The sequence below is a fragment of the Mycobacterium sp. E2327 genome (genome assembly GCF_001672675.1).
Taxonomy (GTDB): Bacteria; Actinomycetota; Actinomycetes; order Mycobacteriales; family Mycobacteriaceae; genus Mycobacterium.
In genome coordinates, this window is sequence record NZ_LZKE01000158.1 from 1 (window position 1) to 23,201 (window position 23,201).

22 protein-coding genes and 1 pseudogene are annotated in these 23,201 nt (G+C 68.7%); 12 read left to right on the plus strand and 11 right to left on the minus strand.

All coding sequences use genetic code 11. The features are described from left to right. Both A5712_RS18655 and A5712_RS18660 read right to left on the minus strand, forming a co-directional pair. The coding region (locus tag A5712_RS18655; protein WP_156766632.1) for an NAD(P)/FAD-dependent oxidoreductase at nucleotides 1-1,348 on the minus strand (1,348 nt) is incomplete at its 3' end. Continuing rightward, the gene (locus tag A5712_RS18660; RefSeq protein ID WP_068107953.1) at nucleotides 1,345-1,608 is read right to left on the minus strand and encodes a DUF2630 family protein; all 264 of its coding nucleotides are present in this window, start codon (nucleotides 1,606-1,608) and stop codon (nucleotides 1,345-1,347) included. The genes A5712_RS18655 and A5712_RS18660, both read right to left, overlap by 4 nt. 107 nt (nucleotides 1,609-1,715) lie before the next feature. Between A5712_RS18660 and A5712_RS18665 the strand changes: the two genes are divergently transcribed. The 3 genes from A5712_RS18665 to A5712_RS32715 are packed head-to-tail and all read left to right on the plus strand — an operon-like array spanning nucleotide 1,716 to nucleotide 4,062. After that, a complete protein-coding gene (locus A5712_RS18665; protein ID WP_068107954.1) occupies nucleotides 1,716-2,696 on the plus strand; it encodes an OmpA family protein in 981 nt (326 codons plus the stop codon). An 11-nt stretch (nucleotides 2,697-2,707) separates the two neighbouring features. Continuing rightward, entirely contained in the window at nucleotides 2,708-2,857 is a 150-nt protein-coding gene (locus tag A5712_RS31420; RefSeq protein WP_197519437.1) for a hypothetical protein, read from the plus strand. Then, a complete protein-coding gene (locus tag A5712_RS32715) occupies nucleotides 2,857-4,062 on the plus strand; it encodes a hypothetical protein (protein WP_369830408.1) in 1,206 nt (401 codons plus the stop codon). Before A5712_RS31420 ends, A5712_RS32715 begins: the two co-directional genes overlap by 1 nt. A gap of 10 nt (nucleotides 4,063-4,072) precedes the next feature. Here A5712_RS32715 and A5712_RS18675 read toward each other — a convergent pair whose 3' ends face one another. From A5712_RS18675 to A5712_RS18685, 3 genes are read right to left on the minus strand one after another with little or no spacing between them, the layout of a single operon-like run. Continuing rightward, the gene (locus A5712_RS18675) at nucleotides 4,073-5,413 is read right to left on the minus strand and encodes a HAMP domain-containing sensor histidine kinase (RefSeq protein ID WP_068107956.1); all 1,341 of its coding nucleotides are present in this window, start codon (nucleotides 5,411-5,413) and stop codon (nucleotides 4,073-4,075) included. Nucleotides 5,414-5,439: 26 nt separating this feature from the next. Then, nucleotides 5,440-6,150 (minus strand): two-component system response regulator PrrA, encoded by a 711-nt coding sequence (gene prrA / locus A5712_RS18680; protein WP_142276448.1) that lies wholly within the window; start codon nucleotides 6,148-6,150, stop codon nucleotides 5,440-5,442. A 58-nt stretch (nucleotides 6,151-6,208) separates the two neighbouring features. Then, complete coding sequence (locus A5712_RS18685) at nucleotides 6,209-7,348, minus strand: FAD-dependent monooxygenase (RefSeq protein WP_068107958.1); 1,140 nt, start codon at nucleotides 7,346-7,348, stop codon at nucleotides 6,209-6,211. Between the two features lie 101 nt (nucleotides 7,349-7,449). Between A5712_RS18685 and A5712_RS18690 the strand changes: the two genes are divergently transcribed. After that, entirely contained in the window at nucleotides 7,450-8,004 is a 555-nt protein-coding gene (locus A5712_RS18690; RefSeq protein WP_068107961.1) for a TetR/AcrR family transcriptional regulator, read from the plus strand. On the opposite strand, the pseudogene A5712_RS18695 reads toward A5712_RS18690, so the two are convergent. Further along, nucleotides 7,999-9,468: pseudogene (locus tag A5712_RS18695) on the minus strand (carboxyl transferase domain-containing protein); the annotation flags it as partial. The gene A5712_RS18690 and the pseudogene A5712_RS18695 overlap by 6 nt on opposite strands. Nucleotides 9,469-9,494: 26 nt before the next feature. Between A5712_RS18695 and A5712_RS18700 the strand changes: the two are divergent. Next, nucleotides 9,495-10,229, plus strand: a complete 735-nt coding sequence (locus tag A5712_RS18700) for an enoyl-CoA hydratase (protein WP_068107963.1) — start codon at nucleotides 9,495-9,497, stop codon at nucleotides 10,227-10,229. A gap of 5 nt (nucleotides 10,230-10,234) precedes the next feature. Next, the gene (locus A5712_RS18705; protein WP_068107965.1) at nucleotides 10,235-11,353 is read left to right on the plus strand and encodes an MBL fold metallo-hydrolase; all 1,119 of its coding nucleotides are present in this window, start codon (nucleotides 10,235-10,237) and stop codon (nucleotides 11,351-11,353) included. Between the two features lie 4 nt (nucleotides 11,354-11,357). Here A5712_RS18705 and A5712_RS18710 read toward each other — a convergent pair whose 3' ends face one another. Next, nucleotides 11,358-12,011: a hypothetical protein gene (locus A5712_RS18710; protein ID WP_156766631.1), complete on the minus strand. Its 654-nt coding sequence runs from the start codon at nucleotides 12,009-12,011 to the stop codon at nucleotides 11,358-11,360. A gap of 176 nt (nucleotides 12,012-12,187) precedes the next feature. Between A5712_RS18710 and A5712_RS18715 the strand changes: the two genes are divergently transcribed. The 6 genes from A5712_RS18715 to A5712_RS18740 all read left to right on the plus strand — a co-directional run bounded on the left by A5712_RS18715 (nucleotide 12,188) and on the right by A5712_RS18740 (nucleotide 18,184). Further along, a complete protein-coding gene (locus A5712_RS18715; RefSeq protein ID WP_068107969.1) occupies nucleotides 12,188-13,768 on the plus strand; it encodes a serine hydrolase in 1,581 nt (526 codons plus the stop codon). Then, on the plus strand, nucleotides 13,765-16,137 hold the full coding sequence (locus A5712_RS18720) for an HAD-IC family P-type ATPase (protein WP_068107971.1): 2,373 nt from the start codon (nucleotides 13,765-13,767) through the stop codon (nucleotides 16,135-16,137). Before A5712_RS18715 ends, A5712_RS18720 begins: the two co-directional genes overlap by 4 nt. 49 nt (nucleotides 16,138-16,186) lie before the next feature. Beyond that, the gene (locus A5712_RS18725; RefSeq protein ID WP_068107973.1) at nucleotides 16,187-16,372 is read left to right on the plus strand and encodes an antitoxin; all 186 of its coding nucleotides are present in this window, start codon (nucleotides 16,187-16,189) and stop codon (nucleotides 16,370-16,372) included. Nucleotides 16,373-16,377: 5 nt separating this feature from the next. Then, nucleotides 16,378-16,851 carry an SRPBCC family protein gene (locus A5712_RS18730; protein ID WP_068107974.1) on the plus strand — a complete coding sequence of 158 codons (474 nt, stop codon included), beginning with the start codon at nucleotides 16,378-16,380 and terminating at the stop codon, nucleotides 16,849-16,851. 84 nt (nucleotides 16,852-16,935) lie between these two features. Continuing rightward, a complete protein-coding gene (locus A5712_RS18735; protein ID WP_068107988.1) occupies nucleotides 16,936-17,709 on the plus strand; it encodes a VOC family protein in 774 nt (257 codons plus the stop codon). A 49-nt stretch (nucleotides 17,710-17,758) separates the two neighbouring features. Next, the gene (locus A5712_RS18740; RefSeq protein WP_068107977.1) at nucleotides 17,759-18,184 is read left to right on the plus strand and encodes a hypothetical protein; all 426 of its coding nucleotides are present in this window, start codon (nucleotides 17,759-17,761) and stop codon (nucleotides 18,182-18,184) included. 3 nt (nucleotides 18,185-18,187) lie between these two features. Here the strand turns inward: A5712_RS18740 and A5712_RS18745 are convergent, their stop codons facing one another. The 4 genes from A5712_RS18745 to A5712_RS18760 form a co-directional block, all read right to left on the minus strand. Then, nucleotides 18,188-18,670, minus strand: a complete 483-nt coding sequence (locus tag A5712_RS18745; protein ID WP_068107979.1) for a VOC family protein — start codon at nucleotides 18,668-18,670, stop codon at nucleotides 18,188-18,190. A gap of 2 nt (nucleotides 18,671-18,672) precedes the next feature. Further along, nucleotides 18,673-20,187 (minus strand): carotenoid oxygenase family protein, encoded by a 1,515-nt coding sequence (locus A5712_RS18750; RefSeq protein WP_068107981.1) that lies wholly within the window; start codon nucleotides 20,185-20,187, stop codon nucleotides 18,673-18,675. Nucleotides 20,188-20,189: 2 nt separating this feature from the next. After that, on the minus strand, nucleotides 20,190-21,416 hold the full coding sequence (locus A5712_RS18755) for an acetyl-CoA acetyltransferase (RefSeq protein ID WP_068107984.1): 1,227 nt from the start codon (nucleotides 21,414-21,416) through the stop codon (nucleotides 20,190-20,192). A 225-nt stretch (nucleotides 21,417-21,641) separates the two neighbouring features. Beyond that, the gene (locus A5712_RS18760) at nucleotides 21,642-22,958 is read right to left on the minus strand and encodes an MFS transporter (RefSeq protein WP_156766634.1); all 1,317 of its coding nucleotides are present in this window, start codon (nucleotides 22,956-22,958) and stop codon (nucleotides 21,642-21,644) included. Nucleotides 22,959-23,201: the final 243 nt, after the last annotated feature.

Below are 23,201 nucleotides of genomic sequence, written 5' to 3' on the forward strand. Positions count from 1 at the left end.
CCATTCGCACACCGACCCCAGCATTCTGTCGGCCGCCCTCCGCGACTCGGGCGCCCACACCATGACGGTGTTCGGCCAGAACGGAATTCAGCGACTCCAGCACCGCCTCGGTCAGCCGGTCGCGCAGCGCGCCGGAGTAGCTGCCGTCGAACAGCGAGTGCGGGGTGTGCAGGCCGAACACCGTCATGGTGTGGGCGCCCGAGTCGCGGAGGGCGGCCGACAGAATGCTGGGGTCGGTCAGCGAATGGCAATAGGCCTCGCACGGCAGCGGATTCGGGATCTGCCCGCCGGCTGCGCGCTGGTACGCGCCGTCCAGTTGGGTCCACGTCTCGTTGACGTGAAACGTCCCGGCGAACGCCTCCTCGGGTGTGACGGCGGCGTCGCGCAACCGGGGTAGCCGGCGCAGCACCATGTTCACCTTGACCTGCGCGCCCTGCGCCGGCGCGGCGGGTCGTTCGCCGAGCAGGCCGGCGAGGACCGTCGGTGTCACTCCGGCCAGCACGAACCTTCCCCGGACCGCGTGCTCGTCGTCGCCGCGGCGGTAGCGCACCTGGCCGTCTGGGTCGACGCCGAAAACCTCGGCGCCGGTGACTATTTCGGCGCCGTGGCCGGCGGCCGCAGCCGCCAGTGCCGTGGTCAGCGCGCCCATCCCGCCGACGGGGACGTCCCAGTCGCCGGTGCCGCCGCCGAGCACGTGGTAGAGGAAGCAGACGTTCTGCCGCAGCGACGGGTCGTCGAGGCGGGCGAAGGTACCGATGAGTGCGTCGGTCGCGATCACGCCGCGCACGAGGTCGTTGCCGACCGCCTCGGCGATGGCGTGGCCGACCGGCTCGTCGATCATGGCGCGCCACGCCTCCGCCGCGCCGGGATCGCCGGCGTCGGTGACGTGCCGGCGGGCCTGCTCGCGGGTGCACAGCGGCTCGAGCAGCGTCGGCCAGAGCCGCTGCGTGACTAGCCGGCAGCGTCGGTAGAACGCGGCGAACCGGGGCTCGTCCTCGGTGGCGCCGATGGCGGCGAACTGGCCGGGCCGCCCGATCAGCAACCCGGTGCGGCCGCCGGTCGCGGGGTCGGGGGTGTACGACGAGAATCGCCGGCCGGCCAACCGCACGCGGACCCCGAGGTCCTCGAGGATGCGGGACGGCAACAGGCTGACCAAATACGAGTACCGGGAGAGCCGAACGTCGACACCCTCGAAGGCCTGCACGGACACCGCGGCCCCGCCGACCTGCGCCAGCCGTTCCAGCAGCCGCACCCGAAGGCCGGCCTGGGCCAGGTAGCCGGCCGCGACCAAGCCATTGTGACCCCCGCCGACGATGACGACGTCGACCTCCGAAGGGGACACGCTCAGCCCAGGTAGCCCTCGACCTCGTCGGGCGGACGTACCTGCGCCTCGCGCGGGTCACCGCCGGTTTCGCGCAGCGCCCGGCGCTGCCGCAGCAGGTCCCAGCACTGGTCGAGTTCGACCTCCAGCCGGCGCAGGCGATCGTGCTCCTCGTCCGTGCTGATCTCGCCGTGCTGCAGCTGTGCCCGCAGGGTCTTCTCCTCGGCGACCAGTCCCTGGATGCGTGCCAGCGTCTCGCTGTCGGTCGGTTTGTTGCCGTTGGCCATGGGTCCAGTGTGCCCGACTTGGCGGGCGTTGCCGCGTCGACTCGGTAGGCTGCATATCGCCTGGAAGATGCAAACGTCGGGGGAGCTAACCGAGGGGAGACGCAAAAGTGGGGGTAGGCACGGGTTTGCGGCATCCGGCCGCAAGCACCGAATCGGTGCCGGTGCCGGAGATTCACCGGCCCTCGGCCGGCCTGCCCTGGCTGATCGCGGTGGCGGTAATTCCGTTGCTGATAGCGGCGATCGGCTACGGCGCGTTCGATCAACCGCGGCCCGCCCACCGGGCGGGCGGCCCGGTGCCGACGCAGGGGACGTCGAGCACGTCCACCGCTCCGAAGTTATCCCTGGCACCCCTGTCGATCACCCGCAACGGCAACGACTTGACGCTCGTCGGCGACTTCCCCGACGACTCCGCCAAAGCGGCCCTGCTGAACGCCGTCAAGGGCTCGCTGCCGGGCGTCAACGTCATCGACCAGATCCACATCAACCCCAATATCGACGCGCTCGATTTCGCGAAGGCCGCACCGATATTCAAAGACAGCGCCTCGATTCCCGATTTCAGCCTCGTGGCCGGCGGGAACACGATCACGCTGGCGGGCACCGCGGCGTCGCAAGACCAGAAGAACGCCGTCAGCCAGGACGCCGCGCGCACCTGGTCCACTTTGAAGGTCGTTGACAAGCTTGTGGCCAACGGACCGGTTCCGCCGCCGGCGCCGCCCGCCGCGGCACAATGCAACGACCTGCAATCGGCGATCACTGCGGTGACGGGCGGGCCGATCACGTTCGCGAACGACGGGTTCAGCCTGACCCCGGCCGACAACCAGATCCTGATTCAGGTGTCGGGCAGGCTCAGGGCCTGCCCCACCGCGCACGCGACGATCAACGGCTTCAGCGACAACTCCGGCGTCGAGGCGATCAACATCGCATTGAGCAGCCAGCGGGCCCAGCGCGTGGCCGACTTCCTAATTGCCAACGGCGTCGCGGGCGCGGTGCTGATCGTCAAGGGTCTGGGTTCGGTCAATCCCGTCGCCTCCAACGACACGGTCGATGGTCGTGCCAAGAACCGTCGCGTCGAAATCGTTGTGAGCTAAGGAGATCCGGCATGGATTTCGTGATCCAGTGGTTGTGGTACCTGCTCGCATTCGTGGCGGGCTCGGCCGTTGCCCGCGTGATCGCCAACATCTTGAACAAGCGCGTCGTCGTTGAGGAAGTCCCCGCCGTTGCGAGCCGGCACGAGAGGGACGACGAGTGATGGACCACGTGCACTGGTGGCTGTTCGCCCTGTCCTTCGTGACGGGGTTGGTGTTGACGCTCGCGCTGCGGGTGCGCCCCGTCAAACGTCAAGTGCCAGTGGGGTCGCCGAATGCCGGCGGGGCTACCGCGGACGCCGAGCCGGACCGGCCCACGACCGTAATACCCGTCGAGCAAGCGACGATCCCGGTTGCCGAGGAGCGGCCGACGACGACGGACCGCGCCCAGCTTGATTTGTTGACCTCGAAGCCTCCCACCGTGGAAGAGTCGGAAGAGCTTGCGACGACACAGGTTCCGGCCGCCCAAGAGCCGCCGGCGGCCATGATTCCCGCCGAGCAACCGACCGACGCGACGGAGAATCGGCCCGCGGACGATCCGCCGAGGACGACTCCGGCCGCCGAAGAATCGCCCAAACCCGGCCGATCCTTTCGGAGGTTCCGGCCGAAGCGGGCGCGGACCGCAGAAGACCCGCCGACGGAAATTCTCCCGATCGATCGACTGGCCGAGCTGGCGGAGCCTCCCGTCGACCCGGAGTCCACGGCGACGGAGATTCCCGCCGATCAAGAGCCGACCGCCATGATCCCGGTCGGGCCGGAGCCCGAGACGACCCAGATTCCCGTCGACCAAGAACCGCCGACGACCATGCTCCCCGTCGAGCCGGAGCCTGAGACCGCGGAGATTCCCGTCGCTCCCGAGCCGCCGCGGGCGGAAGAGCCACGAAAGACCGGGCTTTCGTTCCTTCGAAGATTCTTTTCCAAGCGGGAGCCGACCGCCGAAAAGCCGCCGAGGGACAAGCGAACGGCGGCGAAGAAGGCCCCCGCGAAGAAGGTCCGGCCGGGCGCTAAGGGATCGCCGACGAAGAAGACTCCCGCCGGCAAAAAACCGCCGCCGCGGAAGGTGCCGCCGGGCAAGAAGCCGCATGGCGCCAAGGCGCGCCCGGCGAAGCCGGCGCCGGTCGCCAAGCAGCCGGCGACCAAGTGGACCCCGGTGTTGCCGTACGAGCCCTACGGCCCGGGCTCCGCTCGCGCCACCCCGGATGGCGGCGGGCCGGCGGGATGGCTGGTGAAGGGCCGTTCGGATACCCGGCTCTACTACACCCCCGACGATCCGGCCTACGACCCGACCGTCGCGCAGGTCTGGTTCAAGGACGAGGCGGCCGCCGCGCGGGCCTGTTTCACGCCGTGGTGCAAGAGCTCCAGGAAGTAAACGCCAGGACCTAGGTCGGCGCGGGGATGCGCAGCAGTAAGCGCGCCCCACCCAGCGGGCTGTCCTCCAGCGACGCCGTCCCACCGTGCAGGTGCGCCTGCTGGGCCACCAACGCCAGGCCCAGGCCCGACCCCGAATGCGAGGCCGTCGACCCGCGCGAGAACCGCTCGAACACCACCTGGCGCTCCGACTCCGGGACACCGCTGCCGTTGTCGTCGACGGCGATCTCCACCCCGGCGCGCGAGCTGACCGCCGACAGCTGGACGCGGGTGGCGCCGCCGTGTTTGACGGCGTTGGCGATCGCGTTGTCGACGGCGAGGCGCAAGCCGGCGGGCAGACCCACGATGATGCAGGTCGGCGAGGGCACCAGGGAGACATCGAGGTCGGGATAGACCCGCATGGCGTCGTGCGCCGCGCGGTCGAGCAGCTCGGTGATGTCGACCGGGACCTGGTCGTCCGACGTAGACAGCTCGCCCTGGGCCAACCGCTCCAGCGCGCTCAGGGTGGCCTCGATGCGCGCCTGCGTGCGGATGACGTCGTTGACCACTTCTTTGCGTTGGTCATCGGACAAGTCCAGGGTGGTGAGCACCTCGAGGTTGGTGCGCATCGCCGTCAGCGGGGTGCGCAGCTCGTGGGAGGACACCGCCGCGAAGTCGCGGGCCGATTCGAGCGCCTCCTTGGTCCGGTTCTGCTCGTCCCAGATCCGCTGCAGCATTCCCCTCATCGCCTCGGCGATCTCGACGGCCTCGCTGGCGCCGTGCACTTCGACCCGCGGCGCCTCGTCGCCCGCGTCGATCGATCGGGTCTGCTGGGCGAGCTGCTTGAACGGGCGCACCGCGAACGCGGCCAGCAGCCACGCGAAAACCGCGGAAGCGCCGATGGCGAACCCGCAGATCAGCATCACCCGGCGGTGCAGGTTGTTGGTCTCGGCGAGGGTGGCGTCGTAGGTGGCGCCGACGGCGAGCGAACTCGGTCCCGGCCCGGGTATCTCCACCGTCCGGACCCGGTAGCGCACCCCGTTGACGTAGGCGTCGCCGTAGTCGACGTCGAGTTTGGGCAGCGTGACGTCCGAATTCGACTTGACCTGGTTCCCGCGCCGGATCGTCATGATCGCGTCACGGTCGTTCGGTGAGCGCGGGATTTCGTCGAGACCGCGCGGCAGGAAGGGGATCGCGAAACCGGCGGCCTCGTCGAGCCGGCGGTCCAGCCGTTCCTTGCGGTCGTTGGTGATCCCAACCCAGACGACGGCGCCGACGATGAGCACCGGAATCGCCGCGCCGATGGCCGTTGCGAGCACCACCCGGGTTCGCAGCGAGGGCGTACGGGCAAAGATCCGGGACAAGAGGTTCATGACTGTGCGATCTGGTTACTGCATGGCTACTGCATTCGCAGCACGAACCCGACTCCGCGGACCGTGTGCAGCAGCCGGGGACCGCCGTTGGCCTCCAGCTTGCGACGCAGATACCCGATGAACACGTCGACGACGTTGGTGTCGGCTGCGAAGTCGTAGCCCCAGACCAGCTCCAGCAGTTGCGCCCGGGACAGCACCGCGGTCTTGTGCTCGGCCAGCACCGCGAGCAGGTCGAACTCGCGCTTGGTCAGGTCGACGTCGACGCCGTTGACCCGAGCCCGGCGACCGGGGATGTCGACCTCCAGCGGACCGACCGTGATGGTTTCGGAGGAAGAGGTCGCGGTGGACCCGCGGCGGCGCAGCAGCGCCTTGACCCGCGCGACCAGCTCAGCCAGCACGAACGGCTTGACGAGGTAATCGTCGGCACCGGCCTCCAGCCCCGCCACCCGGTCGTCGACCGAGCTGCGCGCGGACAGCACGCAGACCGGCACGTCGTTGTCCATGGCCCGCAGCGCCGTGACGACGCTGACGCCGTCCAGCACGGGCATGTTGATGTCCAGGACGATCGCGTCCGGGCGGGTCTCGGTGGCGCTGCGCAGCGCCTCGGCGCCGTCGACGGCCGTCGACACCTCGAACCCGGACAGGCGCAGGCCGCGTTCCAGCGATGCGAGTACGTCGGAGTCGTCGTCGACGACCAAGACCCGGGGCGAGGTGGGACCAGTGTCCATGCCGCCCATCTTGCCTGATTGTCCGCGGTGGCGGTGGGAGGCGCGGCTCAGCCGCGACCACCCGCGATCACCGGCGACTCAGGCCGCTGAGCTGGACCGCGAGCTGCCGGCGCACGGCGGGGACCTGCGCGGCCAGCCGTATCCCCGAGTTGCGGATCGGGCGCAACGGGCGCGGCAGGGTCGACATCCGGGTCAGCCGTCCGGTCAGCGTCAGCACCTGCTCGGCCCATCGCCGCTGGGTGGCCGCGTACGCGTCCAGGGCCGCATCGGGGCCGCCGCCCAGCACCTCGGAGAACGCGCCGGCCAGTGCGATCGCGTCGGTGATGCCAAGGTTCATGCCCTGGCCGCCGGCGGGGCTGTGCACGTGGGCGGCGTCACCGGCCAGCAACAGCCGGCCGGCCCGGTAGGTGTCGGCGACCCGGTGGTGGATGTGGAACCGCGTCCCCCACATCAGCTCGGTGACTGCCAACTCGCCGGGTCCGAACGTGCGGGAATCCAGCAGCGCCTGCACGAATTCGACCGACGGCGTCTTCGGAGCGTCGGCGACCGGCGCGACGATGCGGAAGATGCCGCCGGGCAGCGGCGCCACCACGGTCAGGCCTTCCTTGGCGTAGAACAGGATCACCTCGTCGCGGGGCGCCGGGCCGGCCAGCCGGACGTCGGCCAGCGCGAAGGACTCGGCGAATTCGCTTCCGGCGAACCCGATTCCGGCCTGTTCGCGCACCGTGCTGTGCATCCCGTCGGCCCCGACGACGTAGCCGGCCCGGATGGTGTCGCCGTCGTCGAAGACGGCGGTGACGCCGTTGGCCTCGGGGGTGAGGCGGCTCAGGGTCTTGGGCCGGATCACCCGGCCGCCCAGTTCGTGCAGCCGCTCCAGCAGCAGTCGTTCGGTGTCGGCCTGGGAGAGCATCAGGCTGTAGGGATATTTCGTCGGCAGCGTGCTGAAGTCGACCGGGATCAGGATCCGTCGGCCCGCGCGCATGGTGAATCGCGGCGCGATCAGGCCCGCCTTGACCATCCTCCGCGCCACGTCGAGCTCTTCGAGCACCTCGAGCGTGCGGGCGTTCACGACGGCCGCGCGGGTGGTGTTCTGGCCCTCGGCCAACGCGTCCACGACGACGGCGCGGACCCCCTTGGCGGTCAGGGAAGCGCCCAATGCCAGGCCGGTCGGTCCGGCGCCTACCACCAGGACGTCGGTGTCGTTCATGGTCGGCTCCTCTCATTTCGTTAGTCAACGCTTGTTGGCATAACTCCATGCTGGCGCGTCGGACGTACGATGTCAACAGTTGTTGGCCTACAATTGTTGACATGAGGAGGTCCTCGGAGCAGACCAAAGCCGCGATCCTGGCGGCCGCCCGCGAGCGGTTCGGCGCGTCCGGTTTCCAGGCGGCCACCATTCGGGCGATCGCGGCGGACGCCGGGGTGGATCCCGCGATGGTGATGCGGTACTACGGCAGCAAGGACAAGCTGTTCGCCGCCGCGGCGGAGTTTGACCTGAGGTTCCCGGAGTTCGCGGAAGGCGAGCGCTCGCAGGTCGGGCGGTCGGTGGTCCGTCACTTCCTCGAACGCTGGGAGGGTGACGAGGCGCTGGTCATCCTGCTGCGGTCCAGCGCCACCAATGGCGAAGCGGCGCAACGCATGCAGGAGATCTTCGGGACCCAGCTGCAGCCGCTGGTCGCCACCTTGGTGCCGGCCGGGGAATCCGGGGTGCGGGCGGGCCTGATCGCCACCCAGATCTTGGGTATGGCGTTGTGCCGCTTCGTGTTACGCCTGCCGCCGGTCGTCGCGATGTCGCGTGACGAGATCGTCGACTGGCTCGGGCCGACGATCCAGCGTTATCTCTCCGAGGCTGCTGGCGGGTAGGCCGATGTTGCGGTAGCGGCGCAGCCGCGCGGACAGCCGCTCGGCGGACGGTATTTCGCGCAGCGCGCATACTTCGGCGGCGATGGCGCGTGACAGCCGTTGGGAAAATTCGGTCGGCTCGTCCGCGGCATCGGGATGCTCGGGGACGATGGCGTCGACAATTCCGGACTCCAAAAGATCAACTGACCGAATGCCTTGCGCCCCAGCAAGTTCCGGGGCGTGGACGGTGTCGCGGTACACGATCGCGCTGGCGCCCTCCGGCGGCAGTGGCGCCAGCCAGCCGTGCAGCGCGGCCAGCACCCGGTCGGCGGGCACCATCGCCAGCGCCGGTCCGCCGCTGCCCTGGCCCAGGAGCACCGACACCGTCGGCGTCTCCAGCGTGACGAGCTCGGCCAGGCACTGGGCGATCTGGCCGGCCAGGCCGCCCTCCTCGGCCTCGGCCGACAACGCCGGTCCGGCCGCGTCGATGAGCAGCACCAGCGGCAGTCGCAGCTCGGCGGCCAGCGCCATGCCGCGCCGGGCCTCGCGCAGCGACGCGGGTCCGACGAGCCCGCCGCTGATTCGCTGCTGGCCCAGCACCACCGCGGGCTGGCCGTTGAAGCGGGCCAGCGCCAGCAGGGTGGTCGCCGCTTCGCCGCGGCCGGTGCCGGACAGCAGCACGCAGTCGGTGGCGCCGTGGCGCAGCAGGTGGCCGACGCCCGGCCGGTCCGGCCGTCGCGAGGCCACGACGGAGTCCCACGCGGGCACGTCGGGCGTCGGTTCCGGTGGCGCCGCCCCGGGTGGCGCGTCGGGTGGATCGGCGATCACCCGCAGCGCGCGATCCAGCATCGGGCGCAGCTCGTCGAGCGCGACCACGCCGTCGATCACCCCGTGCCGCTGCAGGTTCTCCGCGGTTTGCACGCCGGCCGGGAACGGCTCGCCATAGAGCAGCTGGTAGACGCGGGGCCCGAGGAAGCCGATCAGGGCGCCGGGCTCGGCGACCGTGATGTGGCCCAGCGAGCCCCAGGAGGCGAACACCCCGCCGGTCGTCGGGTGGCGCAGGTAGACCAGGTAGGGCAGGTGTTGCCGTTTGTGCAGCGTGACGGCCGCGGCGATCTTCACCATTTGCAGGAACGCGACCGTGCCCTCCTGCATGCGGGTGCCGCCGGAGCTGGGGGAGGCCAGCAGCGGCAGCCGCTCGGCGGTGGCGCGTTCCACCGCGGCGGTGATCCGTTCGGCCGCGGCGACGCCGATCGAGCCGCCGAGGAAGTCGAACTCGCACACCACGAGAGCGACGCGGCGCCCGAATATGCGGCCCTCGCCGGTCAGCACCGCCTCGTCCCGGCCGGTGGCGGCGCGGGCGTCCGCAAGCTCGCGTGCATAGGACTCGGACACCGGCATGGCCATCGGATCGCTGTCCCAGCTCACGTAGGAGCCCTCGTCGAGCACGGCATCTTGCAGTTGTTCGGTCGTGATACGAGTCACCAGACGAGGCTATATAGGCTGGGTGAATGATCGGCGTCACCCAGACCGAAGCCGTTATGACCATCGAGCTGCAGCGTCCCGAGCGCCGCAATGCCCTGAATTCCCAGCTCGTCGACGAATTGCGGGAGTCCATCCAGAAGGCGGGCGACGACGGGTCGACGCGCGTGATCGTGCTGACCGGCCAGGGCACCGTGTTCTGCGCCGGCGCGGACCTGTCCGGGGACGTATTCGCCGCCGACTACCCCGACCGGCTGATCGAGCTGCACAAGGTCATGGACGCGGTTCCCGTACCGGTGATCGGGGCGATCAACGGCCCCGCCATCGGCGCCGGCCTGCAGCTGGCCATGCGGTGCGATCTGCGAGTCGCCACACCGGACGCGTTCTTCCAGTTTCCGACCTCGAAATACGGCCTGGCCCTTGACAACTGGAGCATTCGCCGGCTGTCTTCGCTGGTCGGGCACGGACGGGCCCGGGCGATGCTGCTCACCGCGGAGAAGCTCACCGCCGAGGCGGCGCTGCAAACCGGCATGGTCAACCGCATCGGGACGCTGGCCGACGCCCAGGCCTGGGCCGAGGAGGTCGCCGGTCTGGCGCCGCTGGCGATACAGCACGCCAAGCGGGTGCTCAACGACGACGGCGCCTACGAAGAGCAGTGGCCGGAGCACAAGGAGCTCTTCGACCGAGCCTGGGCAAGCCAGGACGTGATCGAGGCGCAGGTCGCGCGGATCGAGAAGCGGCCACCGAAGTTCCAGGGAGCCTGACAGTCATGCCGCGGGGGGCGCTGCGACTGGCCGCCGGCACGGCGTCGCTGGCGGTCGGCAGTTGGTTGGTGCGTGCGCTGCACGGCGCGCCGGCCGCCCTCGGCGCGTCACCCGCCTCCATCCGCGCGGTGGCCGAGGGGTCGCCGCACTATTCCGACGGCGAATTCGTCAACCTCGACCCGGCGTCCATCTACAAGATGGACCGCGAGGAACTGCGCCTCATCGTGTGGGAGTTCCTGGGTAACCGCGGCGGCAGCCGCCCGCGCGCACCGATCCCGCTGGCCGCCCCGGAGATCTTCGACGGGGACGCCGCCCGGCTGGCCGTCAGCTGGTTCGGTCACTCGACGGCGTTGCTGGAAATCGACGGCTACCGCGTGCTGACCGATCCCGTGTGGAGCAATCGATGCTCGCCGTCGGACACCGTCGGACCGCAGCGGCTGCACCCGCCGCCGGTGCAACTGGAGGGGCTGCCCGCCGTCGACGCCGTGGTGATCAGCCACGACCACTACGACCACCTCGACATCGACACCGTCATGACGCTGGCACACACCCAGCGGGCCCCGTTCTTCGTGCCGCTCGGGGTCGGCGCCCACCTGCGTGCGTGGGGGATTCCCGAGCACCGCATCATCGAACTCGACTGGCATCAAGGCACCAAGCTCGACGAGCTCACGGTGATTTGCATGCCGGCGCGGCACTTTTCGGGCCGCTTCTTCGACCGCAACACCACGCTGTGGGCGTCCTGGGCCTTTCTTGGTCCCCGCCACCGCGCCTATTTCGGCGGCGACACGGGCTACACCAAGAGCTTCACGCAGATCGGGGCCGACCACGGCCCGTTCGACCTGACCCTGCTGCCGATCGGCGCCTACAACACCGCGTGGCCGGACATCCACATGAACCCCGAGGAGGCGGTTCGCGCGCATCTCGACGTCACCGACTCGGGTTCGGGCCTGCTCGTGCCGATCCACTGGGGGACCTTCCGGCTGGCACCCCACCCGTGGGCCGAGCCCGTCGAGCGCCTGCTGGCGGCGGCGGACCCCGCCCGGGTCGAGGTGGCGGTGCCGTTGCCCGGCCAGCGCATCGATCCCGCCGCACCGCGGAGGTTCAACCCGTGGTGGCGGCTCTGACCCGCTAGAGCTCGGGCTGGCGGCGCTCGTACACCGTCACGCGATCGTGTTGGCCCCACCATTGCACCGGCTGACGGGAATCGACTTCGGTCCAGTCGGTTTCGAGTATCCGGTGCATGTGATCGTCGCCGGTGGCGCCGCCCTGGCCGTCGCCGACGTAGATGACGCGATTTCCCCTGTAGGCCAGCAGGATTCGCGCGCCGACGTCCTGGCCGTGGGGCGGCCAGGAGAGGAACAGCGTCCGGTCGGGGTGTGCCGCCGCCGCTTCGGCGCAGTCCTTCGCGCCGACTCCGACGTGCAGGACTTCGTCGTGCCAACCGTTGGTGGCCAGATCCGCGCCCGGGTTGAGGTCATAGCAGACGACGCCGACGCCCACCTGCGCGAGCAGGTAGGCCCAGTAGCCCGTACCCGCGATCGGATCGACGAGGCCGCCGTGGGCGTGTTTCGCGACGAACGCCACGGTGTCGGGGTCGGGGATGGTCCAGCAGTATTTCCTGACTAGCAGCTGCCGGTTCGGCGCGCGCGCCATGCTTTCTTCCACGCTTCGGTCCAAACGGAACTCACCGACCACGGGGTTACCCCGAAAGCTGTCGGCCTCGACGCAATCCCTGACGGCCTCCCAATAGGGATTGTCGATGTCCGAATCGTCCGTGTCCAAGACCTTTCGTGCGCTGTCTTGCAGATAAATGTTGCGCCGCATCGTGTCCGCGGCGGGTCCGGAATGTTAAATCGAATGTCGTTCCGGCGGCCAACGTTGCCAGGCTGTGTTGTATTGCGCGGCTCCTCCTCCCGCCGCACGCGGCGGGCATCGTCGCCACGCTAAAGTGTGCGGCCATGACGAAACGCGCGGCGACGGCCGCGTCGCTGGCTTTGCTCGCGTTGACGGGGTGTGGGCCTGCGCGTCCGGTGTCCAGCCCGCCGCCCGCGGTGTCCGACGCGCCGCCCAACGAGGTGTCGGGCCTGACGATCCCCGCCGGTCGGATCGACGAGGCCGTGGCGAAGGTCGACGGCCTGGTCGGCGACCTGATGAAGAGCACCGGCATCCCAGGCATGGCCGTCGCCATCGTTCATGGCGGTAAGACCATATACGCCAAGGGTTTTGGGGTAAGGGATACCAGCAAGGGCGATGCGCAGGACAACAAGGTCGACGCCGGTACCGTCTTCCAATTGGCATCGGTATCGAAATCGGTCGGTGCGACGGTGGTGGCGCACCAGGTCACCGACAGCGTCGTCGCCTGGGACACGCCCGCGTTGTCCAAGCTACCGTGGTTCGCGCTGAGCGACCCGTATGTCACCGGCCACGTGACCATCGCCGACCTGTACTCGCACCATTCCGGGCTGCCCGACCACGCCGGTGACAAGCTGGAGGCCCTCGGCTACGACCGCCGGCAGGTGCTCGAGCGCCTGAAGTACCTGCCGCTGGCGCCCTTCCGGAACAGCTACGCCTACACCAACTTCGGGGTGACCGCGGCCGCCGAGGCCGTCGCGGCCGCGGCGGGCAAGCCGTGGGAAGACCTGTCCGCCGACGCGCTGTACCGCCCGCTGGGGATGACGGCGACGAGCTCGCGGTTCGCCGACTTCATCGCCAGGCCCGACCACGCCGTCAACCACGTCAAGGTCGGTAACAAGTGGGAGCCGCGCTTTCAGCGCGATCCGGATCAGCAGTCGCCCGCGGGCGGGGTGAGCTCGTCGGTCAACGACATGGCGCACTGGCTGATCATGTTGTTGGGCAACGGGACCTACCAGGGCCAGCGCATCACCTCGCCGGAAGCCCTGCTGCCCGCCACCACCGCGCAGGTGATCTCGTCTTCCGCGACGACGCCGAAGGCCCGCTCCGGCTTCTACGGCTACGGTTTCAACGTGTCGGTGACGTCGTCGGGCCGCACCGAGTACAGCCATTCCGGCGCGTTCTCGTTGGGGGCGGCGACGAATTTCGTGGTGCTGCCGTCGGAGGATGTGGGGATCATCGCGCTGACGAACGCCGCGCCCATCGGCGTGCCGGAGACGCTGACCGCCGAGTTCATGGATCTGGTTCAGTACGGCGAGGTTCGGGAAAACTGGGCCGAGCTGTACAAGCAGGTGATCGGCTGGATGAACAACCCGGAAGGATCGTTGGTCGGAAAGCAGCCCCCGCCCAACCCGGCCCTGGCGCGACCGCTGCGCGACTACGCCGGCGTCTACGCCAGCGACTACTGGGGCCCGGCCGTCGTTGCCGAGCGCGACGGCGCGCTGCAGCTGTCGCTGGGGCCGAAGAATCGGACGTTCACGCTGGCGCACTGGGACGGCGACACCTTCACCTTCCCGGTGACGGACGAAAACGCGCCGCCCGGAACGATTTCCAAAGCTGTGTTTTCCGGCAACGCCCTGAACCTCGAGTACTTCGACTCCGACAAGTTGGGAACCTTCACCCGATGATCGCGGGCCTCACCGATGCTGAGGTGGCCCAGCGGGTCGCCGAGGGCAAGAGCAACGCGGTCCCGGAACGCGCCACCCGCAGCGTCGCGGCCATCGTTCGGGCCAACGTCTTCACCCGGATCAATGCGATCCTCGGCGTCCTGCTGGCGATCGTGCTGGCGACGGGCTCGGTGATCAACGGGCTGTTCGGCCTGCTCATCATCGCCAACAGCGTCATCGGCATGGTGCAGGAGATCCGGGCCAAGCAGACTTTGGACAAGCTTGCGATCGTCGGGCAGGCGAAACCCTTGGTGCGCAGGCAATCCGGGACCACCACGCTGATGCCGGGTGAGGTCGTGCTCGACGACATCATCGAGCTCGGCCCCGGCGACCAGGTCGTCGTCGACGGCGAGGTCGTGGAGGAGGAGAACCTCGAGGTCGACGAATCGCTGTTGACCGGAGAGGCCGACCCGATCAACAAGGCCCCGGGGGACGCGGTGATGTCCGGCAGCTTCGTCGTCACCGGCATCGGCGCGTACCGCGCCACCAAGGTCGGCCCGGAGGCCTACGCCGCCAAGCTCGCCGAGGAGGCCAGCAAGTTCAGCCTGGTGAAATCCGAACTGCGCAACGGGATCAACCGGATCCTGCAGTTCGTCACCTATTTGCTGGTGCCGGCCGGTCTGCTGACCATCTACACCCAGTTCTTCACCACGCACGCCGGCTGGCGGCAATCGGTTTTGCGGACCGTGGGCGCGCTGGTGCCCATGGTGCCCGAAGGCCTGGTCCTGCTGACGTCGGTCGCGTTCGCGGTCGGGGTCGTTCGGCTCGGCCAACGCCAATGCCTGGTGCAGGAACTGCCCGCGATCGAGGGACTGGCGCGCGTCGACGTGGTGTGCGCCGACAAGACCGGCACCCTGACCGAAAGCGGCATGCGGGTTTCCGAGGTCGTGCAGGTCGCGCCGTCCGAACCAGTCGCCGACGCGCTGGCCGCGCTGGCCGCGGCCGACCCGCGCCCCAACGCAAGCATGCGGGCGATCGCCGAAACCTACGACCGGTCCCCGGGGTGGATCCCCACTGCGACAGCGCCTTTCAGATCGGCCACCAAATGGAGCGGGGTATCCTTCGGCGACCGCGGCGACTGGGTGATCGGCGCGCCCGACGTGCTGCTGGATCCGGCGTCGGAAGCCGCCGAACGGGCGGAGGGCATCGGGGCCCAAGGGCTGCGGGTGCTGCTATTGGGTCGAGCCGAGGTGGCCGTAGATCACCCCGACGCGCCGGGACGCGTCACGCCGGTCGCGCTGGTGGTGCTCGAACAAAAGGTGCGCCCCGACGCCCGCGACACCCTGGAGTACTTTGCGGCCCAAAATGTTTCGGTCAAGGTGATCTCGGGCGACAACGCGGTGTCGGTCGGGGCCGTCGCCGGTAAGCTCGGGCTGCACGGCGACACGATGGATGCGCGTCAACTACCCACGGACGCGGCCGAGTTGGCCGACGCGCTGGATAGCTATACCACGTTCGGGCGGGTGCGGCCCGATCAGAAGCGGGCCATCGTGCGGGCGCTGCAATCGCACGGCCACAGCGTGGCGATGACCGGCGACGGCGTCAACGACGTGCTGGCGCTCAAGGACGCCGACATTGGCGTCGCGATGGGCGCCGGCAGCCCGGCGTCGCGGGCGGTCGCGCAGATCGTCCTGCTGGACAACAGGTTTGCCACGCTGCCGTATGTCGTCGCCGAGGGCCGGCGGGTGATCGGCAACATCGAGCGGGTCGCTAACCTGTTCTTGACCAAGACGGTGTACTCGGTGCTGCTGGCGCTGTTCGTGGGCATCGAGTGCCTGCTCGCCAAGCCGCTCAAGGTCGACCCGTTGCTGTATCCGTTTCAGCCGATCCACGTCACCATCGCGGCGTGGTTCACCATCGGAATCCCGTCGTTCATCCTGTCGCTGGCACCCAACAACGAACGCGCGTACCCGGGGTTCGTGCGCCGGGTGGTTTCGTCGGCGCTGCCGTCGGGACTGATCGTCGGCGCGGCGACGTTCGCCTCCTACCTGGTGGCCTACCACGGCCGTCATGCCACGTTCCGCCAGCAGGAGCAGGCGTCGACGGCCGCGCTGATCACGTTGCTGGTGACCGCGCTGTGGGTGCTCGCGGTGGCGGCGCGGCCCTACCAGTGGTGGCGGGTGGCGCTGGTCGCGTTCTCCGGCGTGGCGTACGTGGTGATCTTCAGCCTCCCGCTGGCGCAGGAGAAGTTCCTGCTCGACCCGTCGAACGCGGTGGTGACCTCGACCGCGCTCGGCATCGGCGTGCTGGGCGCCGCGGCGATCGAGGCGGCGTGGTGGATCCGGGCCCGGATCCTGGGGGTGCGGCCGCGGCTGTGGCGGGAGCGGTGACGGCCGCCAAGTAAAATTCCGGGCGAATCCTCGGGGAAGGGACACGAAAATGGGATTCCTGGACAAGGCGAAGGATCTGTTGGCGCAGAACGCCGACAAGGTCGAGATGGCGATCGACAAGGCCGGCGAATTCGTCGACGACAAGACGCAGGGCAAGTATTCCGACACCATCCACAAGGTGCAGGAAGAGGCGAAGAAGGCCGCCGATTCCGCTGCCACCGGCGACAAGAACTAGAGCACATGGCGAAACTCTCCGGATCGATCGACGTGCCACTGCCACCCGAGGTGGCCTGGAAGCACGCTTCCGACCTGTCCCGGTACAAGGAATGGCTGACCATCCACCGGGTGTGGCGCAGCACGTTGCCCGACGACATCGAAAAGGGGACGGTCGTCGAGTCGATCGTCGAGGTCAAGGGCATGTACAACCGCATCAAGTGGACGGTCGTGCGCTACAAGCCGCCGGAGGGCATGACGCTGAACGGCGACGGCGTCGGCGGCGTCAAGGTGAAGCTGATGGCCAAGGTGCGGCCGGCGGACGAGGGCTCCACCGTCGGCTTCGACGTGCACCTCGGCGGTCCGGCGCTGTTCGGGCCGATCGGCATGATCGTGGCCGCCGCGCTGCGCAGCGACATCAACCAATCGCTGCGGAACTTCGTCAGGGTGTTCACCGCCGCCGATCCGCACACCAACGGCGACGGGGGCGTCCGCCGCTGACCGCGCGATGAGTTTTCTTCTCGGCGGTAGTCGATAGGTGTGAACCCCGATCACGGGGCCAAGACACCTCAGGAGGAGATCATCGTGCCCATCCGTGACGGCGCGCCGCTGGGCGCTCCCTGCTGGATTGACCTGACCACGTCGGACCTGGACCGCGCCCAGGACTTCTACGGCACGGTGTTCGGCTGGACATTCGAGTCCGCCGGGCCCGAGTACGGCGGATACGTCAACGCCGCCAAGGACGGACACCCCGTCGCCGGCCTGATGGCCAACAATCCCGAATTCGGGTCGCCGGACCAGTGGGCCACCTACTTCCACACCGGCGACATCAACGCGACCGTCTCCGCGATAACCGCGGCGGGCGGCACGCTGTGCATGGGACCCCACGAGGTGCCGGCCAAGGGCCACATGGGTGTGGCGACCGACCCGTCGGGAGCCTTCTTCGGGCTGTGGCAACCGCTCGAGCACCGCGGCTTCGAGGTTATCGGGGAGGCCGGCTCCCCCGTGTGGCACCAGCTGACCACGCGCGACTTCCGCGCCGCCCTCGACTTCTACCGCGAGGTGTTCGGCTGGCGCACCGAGCAGGTATCCGACACGGACGAATTCCGCTACGCCACAGCATCCTTCGACGGCCAGCAATTGCTCGGCGTGATGGACGGCACCAGCTGCCTGCCCGAGGGCGTTCCATCGAATTGGACCGTTTTCCTCGGCGCCGAGGATGTCGACAAGACGCTGGCGGTGATCGCTGACAACGGCGGCGCCGTGGTGCGGGGGGCCGAGGACACCCCGTACGGGCGATTGGCCGCGGCGACCGATCCGACCGGCGTCATCTTCAACCTGTCGTCGCTGCAGAGCTAGCGGGCGTTAATCACACCGGCGCAGGGGCGGGTCGGCTACTCTCCCAACCATGACTCGCCGCCTGCGTCCCGGTTGGCTGGTCGCGCTTTTCGCGTTGCTCATCTCGGCCAGCGCCTGGATGCCGTGGCTGACGACGGCGGCGGGCGGCGGGGGCTGGGCCAACGCCATCGGCGGGACGCACGGCAACCTGATACTGCCGAGGGGCTTCGGTGCGGGACAGCTCATCGTGTTGCTGTCCTCGACGCTGCTGGTGGCGGGGGCGATGGTGGGCCGTGGCCTGTCGGTGAAGGCCGCTTCGGTTGCGGCGCTGGTCATTTCGCTGCTGATCGTGGGGCTGACGGTGTGGTACTACAAGCTCAACGTCAACCCGCCGGTATCGGCGGAATACGGCCTCTACGTCGGCGCGGTCGCGGCGGCCTTCGCGGTGGCCTGCTCGCTCATCGCGGTGATCACGGCGCTCGCGTCCGGCCGGTGACGTTCAGCCCGACGGGAACTCGTGCTTGCCCGATGTGCCGCTGCCCTCGGGCTCGTTGACGCCGAACACGAACGGCGCGAACACGATTTCCCGCCCGTCCGGGTCGCGATAGGTCACCGCGCCCGTCGCCTCCCAGTAGGGGTGCTGCTGCACGGGCTTCAGGCCCGCCGCCTGCAGCCGCGCGATCGCGGCCTGCTGCGCCTCCCGGTCGGGGAAGTAGAGGCACAGCTGCTCGTGGGGATCCACGGCGACGGGCTCGGCCGACTCGACGATCTCCAGCGTCAGGTTCCAGCTGGGCAGGCCGAAGATTGCGCCGTTGCTGCCGTAGCTGGCCTCGAACGTCTCGTAGAGCGGCAGCCCGACCAGCTCACGGTAAAACCGCACGGTCTCTTCGAAGTTCGACGAGCGCCGGGCGAAGCGGAGGCCGCCGAGCGGCGCCAACTGCGGGGGCCAGTGCGTGTGCCGGCGGTGGGATCCGTAGGACATCGTCACAGCCCCACCGCGCTCGCCGCCGACTCCGCCGTATGCCAGCGCCGCAGCTGATCGCCGGGTGCCCATGTCGAATGCGTGCCGCTGGAAATACGCTCCGGGAGTTGGAGTTTGCACACCGGGCCGTCACCGATTCGCGCGGCGTCGAAGACCAGGCAGTACGAGGCGTCGGCATTCATGTCGGTGGTCAGCGTGACCAGGTAGCCGTCGTCCTCACCGGTCCCGCCGACCCGCGGTGCCATCGCCGTCTCGCTTCCGTAGACACCGTCGCCGAACGAGATGCCCTCCTGCTTCCCGGTGAGCACGTCGTGTTTGACCAGGCCGTCGAACAGGAACCAGCCCGGTTTGCCGGTGGCGGCGTAGGTGTACCGGTGGGCGCTCGTGGCGTAGTCGGGGTTGATCGTCCCGAATTCGGTGATCGATTCCGACAGCTGTTCTTCGGTCACCGCGCCGGTGACCAGGTTGAAGCGCCACCGGTGCAGCCGGGCCTGCAGCCGATCCAGCGCCAGGAACCGAAAGAGCTTCTCCCACTTGGTTCCCCCGGTGTCGAGCGGTTGGGGATCGCCCTCGAAGAAGCCGTCGAGCACGATCTCGTCGCCGTCTTCGTAGGCGTTGACGAAGTGCAGCACGAAGGTCGGGTCCGCCTCGAACCATCGGATGTCGCTCGTCGAGCCCCGGCGGGGGAGCACGGCGAAGCGCGACGGGATGTCGGGGTAGAAGCGCGGCAGGTGCACGTCGTGCTCGAGCAGGCGCGGGTCCCAGAACAACGGGAAATCGTTGAGTATCACGTAGTTTTCGGTGAACGCCATGTCGTGCGGGAGCCGCGGTCCCGGCAGCGGGATGTCGACGTAGTGGACCAGTTCGTCGCTCTGGTCGACTACGCCGTAACGCATGTACGGCTCCTGCTTGCTGTAGTTGAAGAACAGCAGTTCGCCGGTCTTGCTGTCGACCTTGGGATGCGCCGACACGCCCCAGTCAGTGGGGAAGCGCCCGTTCCAGGTCTCCTTGCCGATGGTGTTGGCCGAGTACGGGTCGACCCGGTACAGGTCGCCGCACTGATAGAAACTGGTCAGCGCGATTCCCCGGTGCACGATCACGTCGGTGCTCGATGCGTCCTTCATCCGGGTGCGGGCACCCCAGCCGTCCTCTCGCTTGGTCAGTTGCACGGCCTCGGCCAAACCCGGCCACAGCGGCTCGCCGGCCTCGTTCTCTGCGAGGAAGCCGTCCGTGCGGACAAAACGGTTGCGGTAGAAGGCTTTTCCGTCCCGGAAGCCGACCACGTGCAGCATGCCGTCGCCGTCGAACGGGTGGTAGGTCTTCAGCGCCGGGTGCAGCGGATTCTCGGTGTTGCGCAGGTAGATGCCGTCCAGGTCGCGGGGGACCTCCCCCTCCACGGCGGTCAGGTCGTCGGCGTCCCACTCCGTCGTCTGCGGGCGCCAGGGCCCGGTGCGGTAGGGGTGGTCGTCGTCTTCGGGCAGGGTGGACAGGTACTTGCCGACGATCTGGACATCCATGGTCATGATCCCTCGGTTGCGCTCACGACAAAGCTGACGGTGGTGGCGGTGCTGCCGCCGAAGTTCAGGGTGCCGAAGGTCTTCGCGTCCTCGACCTGATAGTCGCCGGCCGCGCCGCTGACCTGTCTGGCCGCGTCGAGCAGCATCCGAACGCCGGACGCGCCGACGGGGTGGCCGCCGCCGATCAGTCCGCCGCTGGGGTTGATGGGCAGCCGGCCGCCGATCTCGATCTGGCCGTTTTCGATGGTCTTCCAGGATTCGCCCGGGCCGGTGAGCCCGATGTGGTCGATGGCGAGGTACTCGCTGGGGGTGAAGCAGTCGTGCACCTCGAACCCGTCGAGGTCGTCGAGCGTCACGCGCGCCCGGCGCAGGGCGTCGAGGACCGCCGCCCGCACATGGGGCACCACATATGGGTCGTCGACGGCGCGGTCGAGTTTTTGCCGCAGGCCCAGCCCGACGGTGCGGTGTCCCCACCCGTCGATGCGCCCGATCGGGCGTGCGTCCGGGTGGTCGCGCAGGTATGCGTCGTTGACCAAGACCAGTCCCGCGCCGCCGTCGGTCATCTGGCTGCAGTCGAATCGGCGTAGCCGGCCCTCGGTGATCGGGTTGGTCGCGTCGTCGTCGGTGATCGGGTCGGGCACCGTCCAGCCGCGCGTTTGGGCGTTGGGGTTGTGTCGCGCGTTGGCGAAGTTCAGCTGCGCGATCGCCCGCAGGTGCGTGTCGTCCAGGCCGTACCGCCGGTCGTACTCGTCGGCGATCTCGGCGAACATCGACGGCCACAGGTAGCGGGCGCCGGCGCCCTCGTGTCCGGTCCACGCGGCGGCGCCGAGATGCTGGGCGGCGGTGTCACCCGGCACCGTCTTCTCCAGCTCGATGCCCACCACCAGCGCGGTGTCGTAGGCGCCCGACCGCAGATCGGCCATCGCCGACAACGCGGCGACGCTGCCCGACGCGCACGCGGCCTCGTGCCGCGAGGCCGGGGTGTCCCAGAGTTCGTCGCACACCGTGGCCGGCATCGCCCCAAGGTGACCCTGGCCGGCGAACATCTCGCCGAACGCGTTGCCGACGTGCACGACGTCGATATCGGCGGCATCGACTTTCGCCGCGGTGAGCGTTCCGTCGACGACCTCGGCGGTCAACGAGGCGAAGTCGCGGCCCTCCCTGGTGAGGTTGCGAGCGAAATCGCTTTGGTAGCCGCCTAGTATCCACACGCCCGTCGAGCCGTCCATATGCCGCACGCTACTCCTGGACGGTTCGGCCGAGTGGCCAAAAAAGGGACGGCCCCGTCGGCTCTCGGGCTGAACCGACGGGACCTAGACGAACGCGAAGGCCGGCCGACGCATTCGCCTCTTTTGGAACATTGCCGCCGAGCGTGATCGACAAACAAATTGGCTCAACCTGACAGCTGATGGCCAGAACCGGCGCTTACCTGTTGCGATTTAGCTTCGCGCTGTTCAGGGCGCTGCGACGTCTCGCGCGGGCTCGGCCGGCCGCTGCTGGAGGGCTTGGGAGTCGGCGCGGTCGAGGGTCGCCAGGTCGATGCCCTTGGTCTCGCGGGCGGCCAGCGCGGACACGGCGCTCACCGCCGCGGTGGCCGCCAGGTACCAGGAAATGGGCACCGAGGATTTGTAGGTCTCGAGCAGGCGCACGGCGATGATCGGTGCCAGCGAACCGGCGACGATCGAGGTGACCTGGTAGCCGAGCGACACCCCGGAGTAGCGCATCCGGGTCGGGAACATCTCCGCCATGGTCGCCGGCTGGACGGCGTACATGACACCGTGGAACACCAGACCGATGATGACGGCCGCCAGGATAATCGCATTGCGGCGGGTGTCCATCATCGGGAAGGCGAAGAATCCCCAGGTGCACGCGCAGACCGCGCCCACGAAATAGATTGGGCGCCTGCCGAATCGGTCGCTGAGGCTTCCGGCCAGCGGGATGACCAGGAAGTGCACGGCGTGCGCGATCAGCAACCACGACAGGATCGCCTTGGTGTTGGTGTGCACGTGGACTTTGAGGTAGGTGATGGTGAAGGTGACGACGAGGTAGTACATGGTGTTCTCACCGAAGCGCAGGCCCATGGCGGTGAAAACGCCGCGAGGGTAACGCCTTAAGACCTCGATAGCGCCCAACTGCCTGGCCTTGGTGCGGTCGACCTCTCGTTGCGCCTCGAGAAAGATGGGCGCGTCGGTCACCTTCGTGCGGATGTAGTAGCCGATCAGCACCACGACCGCGGACAACCAGAACGCGACGCGCCAGCCCCAGCTCAGAAACGCCGCGTCGGACAGCGTCCAGGTAAGACAAAGCAGCACGATGGTGGCCAGCATGTTGCCGCCGGGCACGGCCGCCTGGGGCCAGCTCGCCCAGAAGCCGCGGCTCTCCTTCGGGCTGTGCTCGGCGACGAGCAGGACGGCGCCGCCCCATTCGCCGCCGACGGCGAAGCCCTGGAGGAAGCGCAGCACCACCAACAGCGTGGGCGCCCAATAACCGACCTGGGCGAAGGTCGGCAGGCAGCCCATCAGCACGGTCACGGCGCCCACCAGCAGCAGGCTGAACTGCAGCAGCTTCTTTCGGCCGTACCGATCGCCCAGCTGGCCGAAGACGAGGCCGCCGAGCGGGCGGGCGGCGAAGCCGACGGCGTAGGTCACAAAGGAGGCGAGGATGGCGTCGAGCTCATTGCCGCCGCGCGGAAAGAACATTTTGCTGAACACCAGCGTGGCCGCGGTTCCGTAGAGGAAGAATTCGTACCATTCGACGACGGTGCCGGCCATCGACGCGGCGACCACGCGGCGAAGAAAGGTCCGGCTCTGGAATGGGTCCTGCTGCAACTGATTAGGGACACTCACCGGATGTCCTCCTAGGTGGACCGCCCGCGAGGGCGCCGACCGCGTGTGCTGGCGGAAGGGAGCGTACTCGGCCCGGGTTACGGATCCCATACGGCGAGCAATAGCTCCTATGTCAAGCCGCGGTGGGTTGGGTGTGTTGGGTGCGGGCTTGGTAGTCCTTGAGGAGTC

What these genes read in the sequence shown, in the direction of transcription:
- A5712_RS18760 (WP_156766634.1), bottom strand. Translation starts at nt 22,958, where the DNA reads ATGGCCGGCACCGTCGTCGAATGGTACGAATTCTTCCTCTACGGAACC.
- A5712_RS32715 (WP_369830408.1), top strand. Translation starts at nt 2,857, where the DNA reads ATGGACCACGTGCACTGGTGGCTGTTCGCCCTGTCCTTCGTGACGGGG.
- A5712_RS18755 (WP_068107984.1), bottom strand. Translation starts at nt 21,416, where the DNA reads ATGGACGGCTCGACGGGCGTGTGGATACTAGGCGGCTACCAAAGCGAT.
- A5712_RS18660 (WP_068107953.1), bottom strand. Translation starts at nt 1,608, where the DNA reads ATGGCCAACGGCAACAAACCGACCGACAGCGAGACGCTGGCACGCATC.
- A5712_RS18690 (WP_068107961.1), top strand. Translation starts at nt 7,450, where the DNA reads ATGAGGAGGTCCTCGGAGCAGACCAAAGCCGCGATCCTGGCGGCCGCC.
- A5712_RS18725 (WP_068107973.1), top strand. Translation starts at nt 16,187, where the DNA reads ATGGGATTCCTGGACAAGGCGAAGGATCTGTTGGCGCAGAACGCCGAC.
- A5712_RS18720 (WP_068107971.1), top strand. Translation starts at nt 13,765, where the DNA reads ATGATCGCGGGCCTCACCGATGCTGAGGTGGCCCAGCGGGTCGCCGAG.
- prrA (WP_142276448.1), bottom strand. Translation starts at nt 6,150, where the DNA reads ATGGGCGGCATGGACACTGGTCCCACCTCGCCCCGGGTCTTGGTCGTC.
- A5712_RS18750 (WP_068107981.1), bottom strand. Translation starts at nt 20,187, where the DNA reads ATGGATGTCCAGATCGTCGGCAAGTACCTGTCCACCCTGCCCGAAGAC.
- A5712_RS18715 (WP_068107969.1), top strand. Translation starts at nt 12,188, where the DNA reads ATGACGAAACGCGCGGCGACGGCCGCGTCGCTGGCTTTGCTCGCGTTG.
- A5712_RS18675 (WP_068107956.1), bottom strand. Translation starts at nt 5,413, where the DNA reads ATGAACCTCTTGTCCCGGATCTTTGCCCGTACGCCCTCGCTGCGAACC.
- A5712_RS18705 (WP_068107965.1), top strand. Translation starts at nt 10,235, where the DNA reads ATGCCGCGGGGGGCGCTGCGACTGGCCGCCGGCACGGCGTCGCTGGCG.
- A5712_RS18700 (WP_068107963.1), top strand. Translation starts at nt 9,495, where the DNA reads ATGATCGGCGTCACCCAGACCGAAGCCGTTATGACCATCGAGCTGCAG.
- A5712_RS31420 (WP_197519437.1), top strand. Translation starts at nt 2,708, where the DNA reads ATGGATTTCGTGATCCAGTGGTTGTGGTACCTGCTCGCATTCGTGGCG.
- A5712_RS18730 (WP_068107974.1), top strand. Translation starts at nt 16,378, where the DNA reads ATGGCGAAACTCTCCGGATCGATCGACGTGCCACTGCCACCCGAGGTG.
- A5712_RS18745 (WP_068107979.1), bottom strand. Translation starts at nt 18,670, where the DNA reads ATGTCCTACGGATCCCACCGCCGGCACACGCACTGGCCCCCGCAGTTG.
- A5712_RS18685 (WP_068107958.1), bottom strand. Translation starts at nt 7,348, where the DNA reads ATGAACGACACCGACGTCCTGGTGGTAGGCGCCGGACCGACCGGCCTG.
- A5712_RS18740 (WP_068107977.1), top strand. Translation starts at nt 17,759, where the DNA reads ATGACTCGCCGCCTGCGTCCCGGTTGGCTGGTCGCGCTTTTCGCGTTG.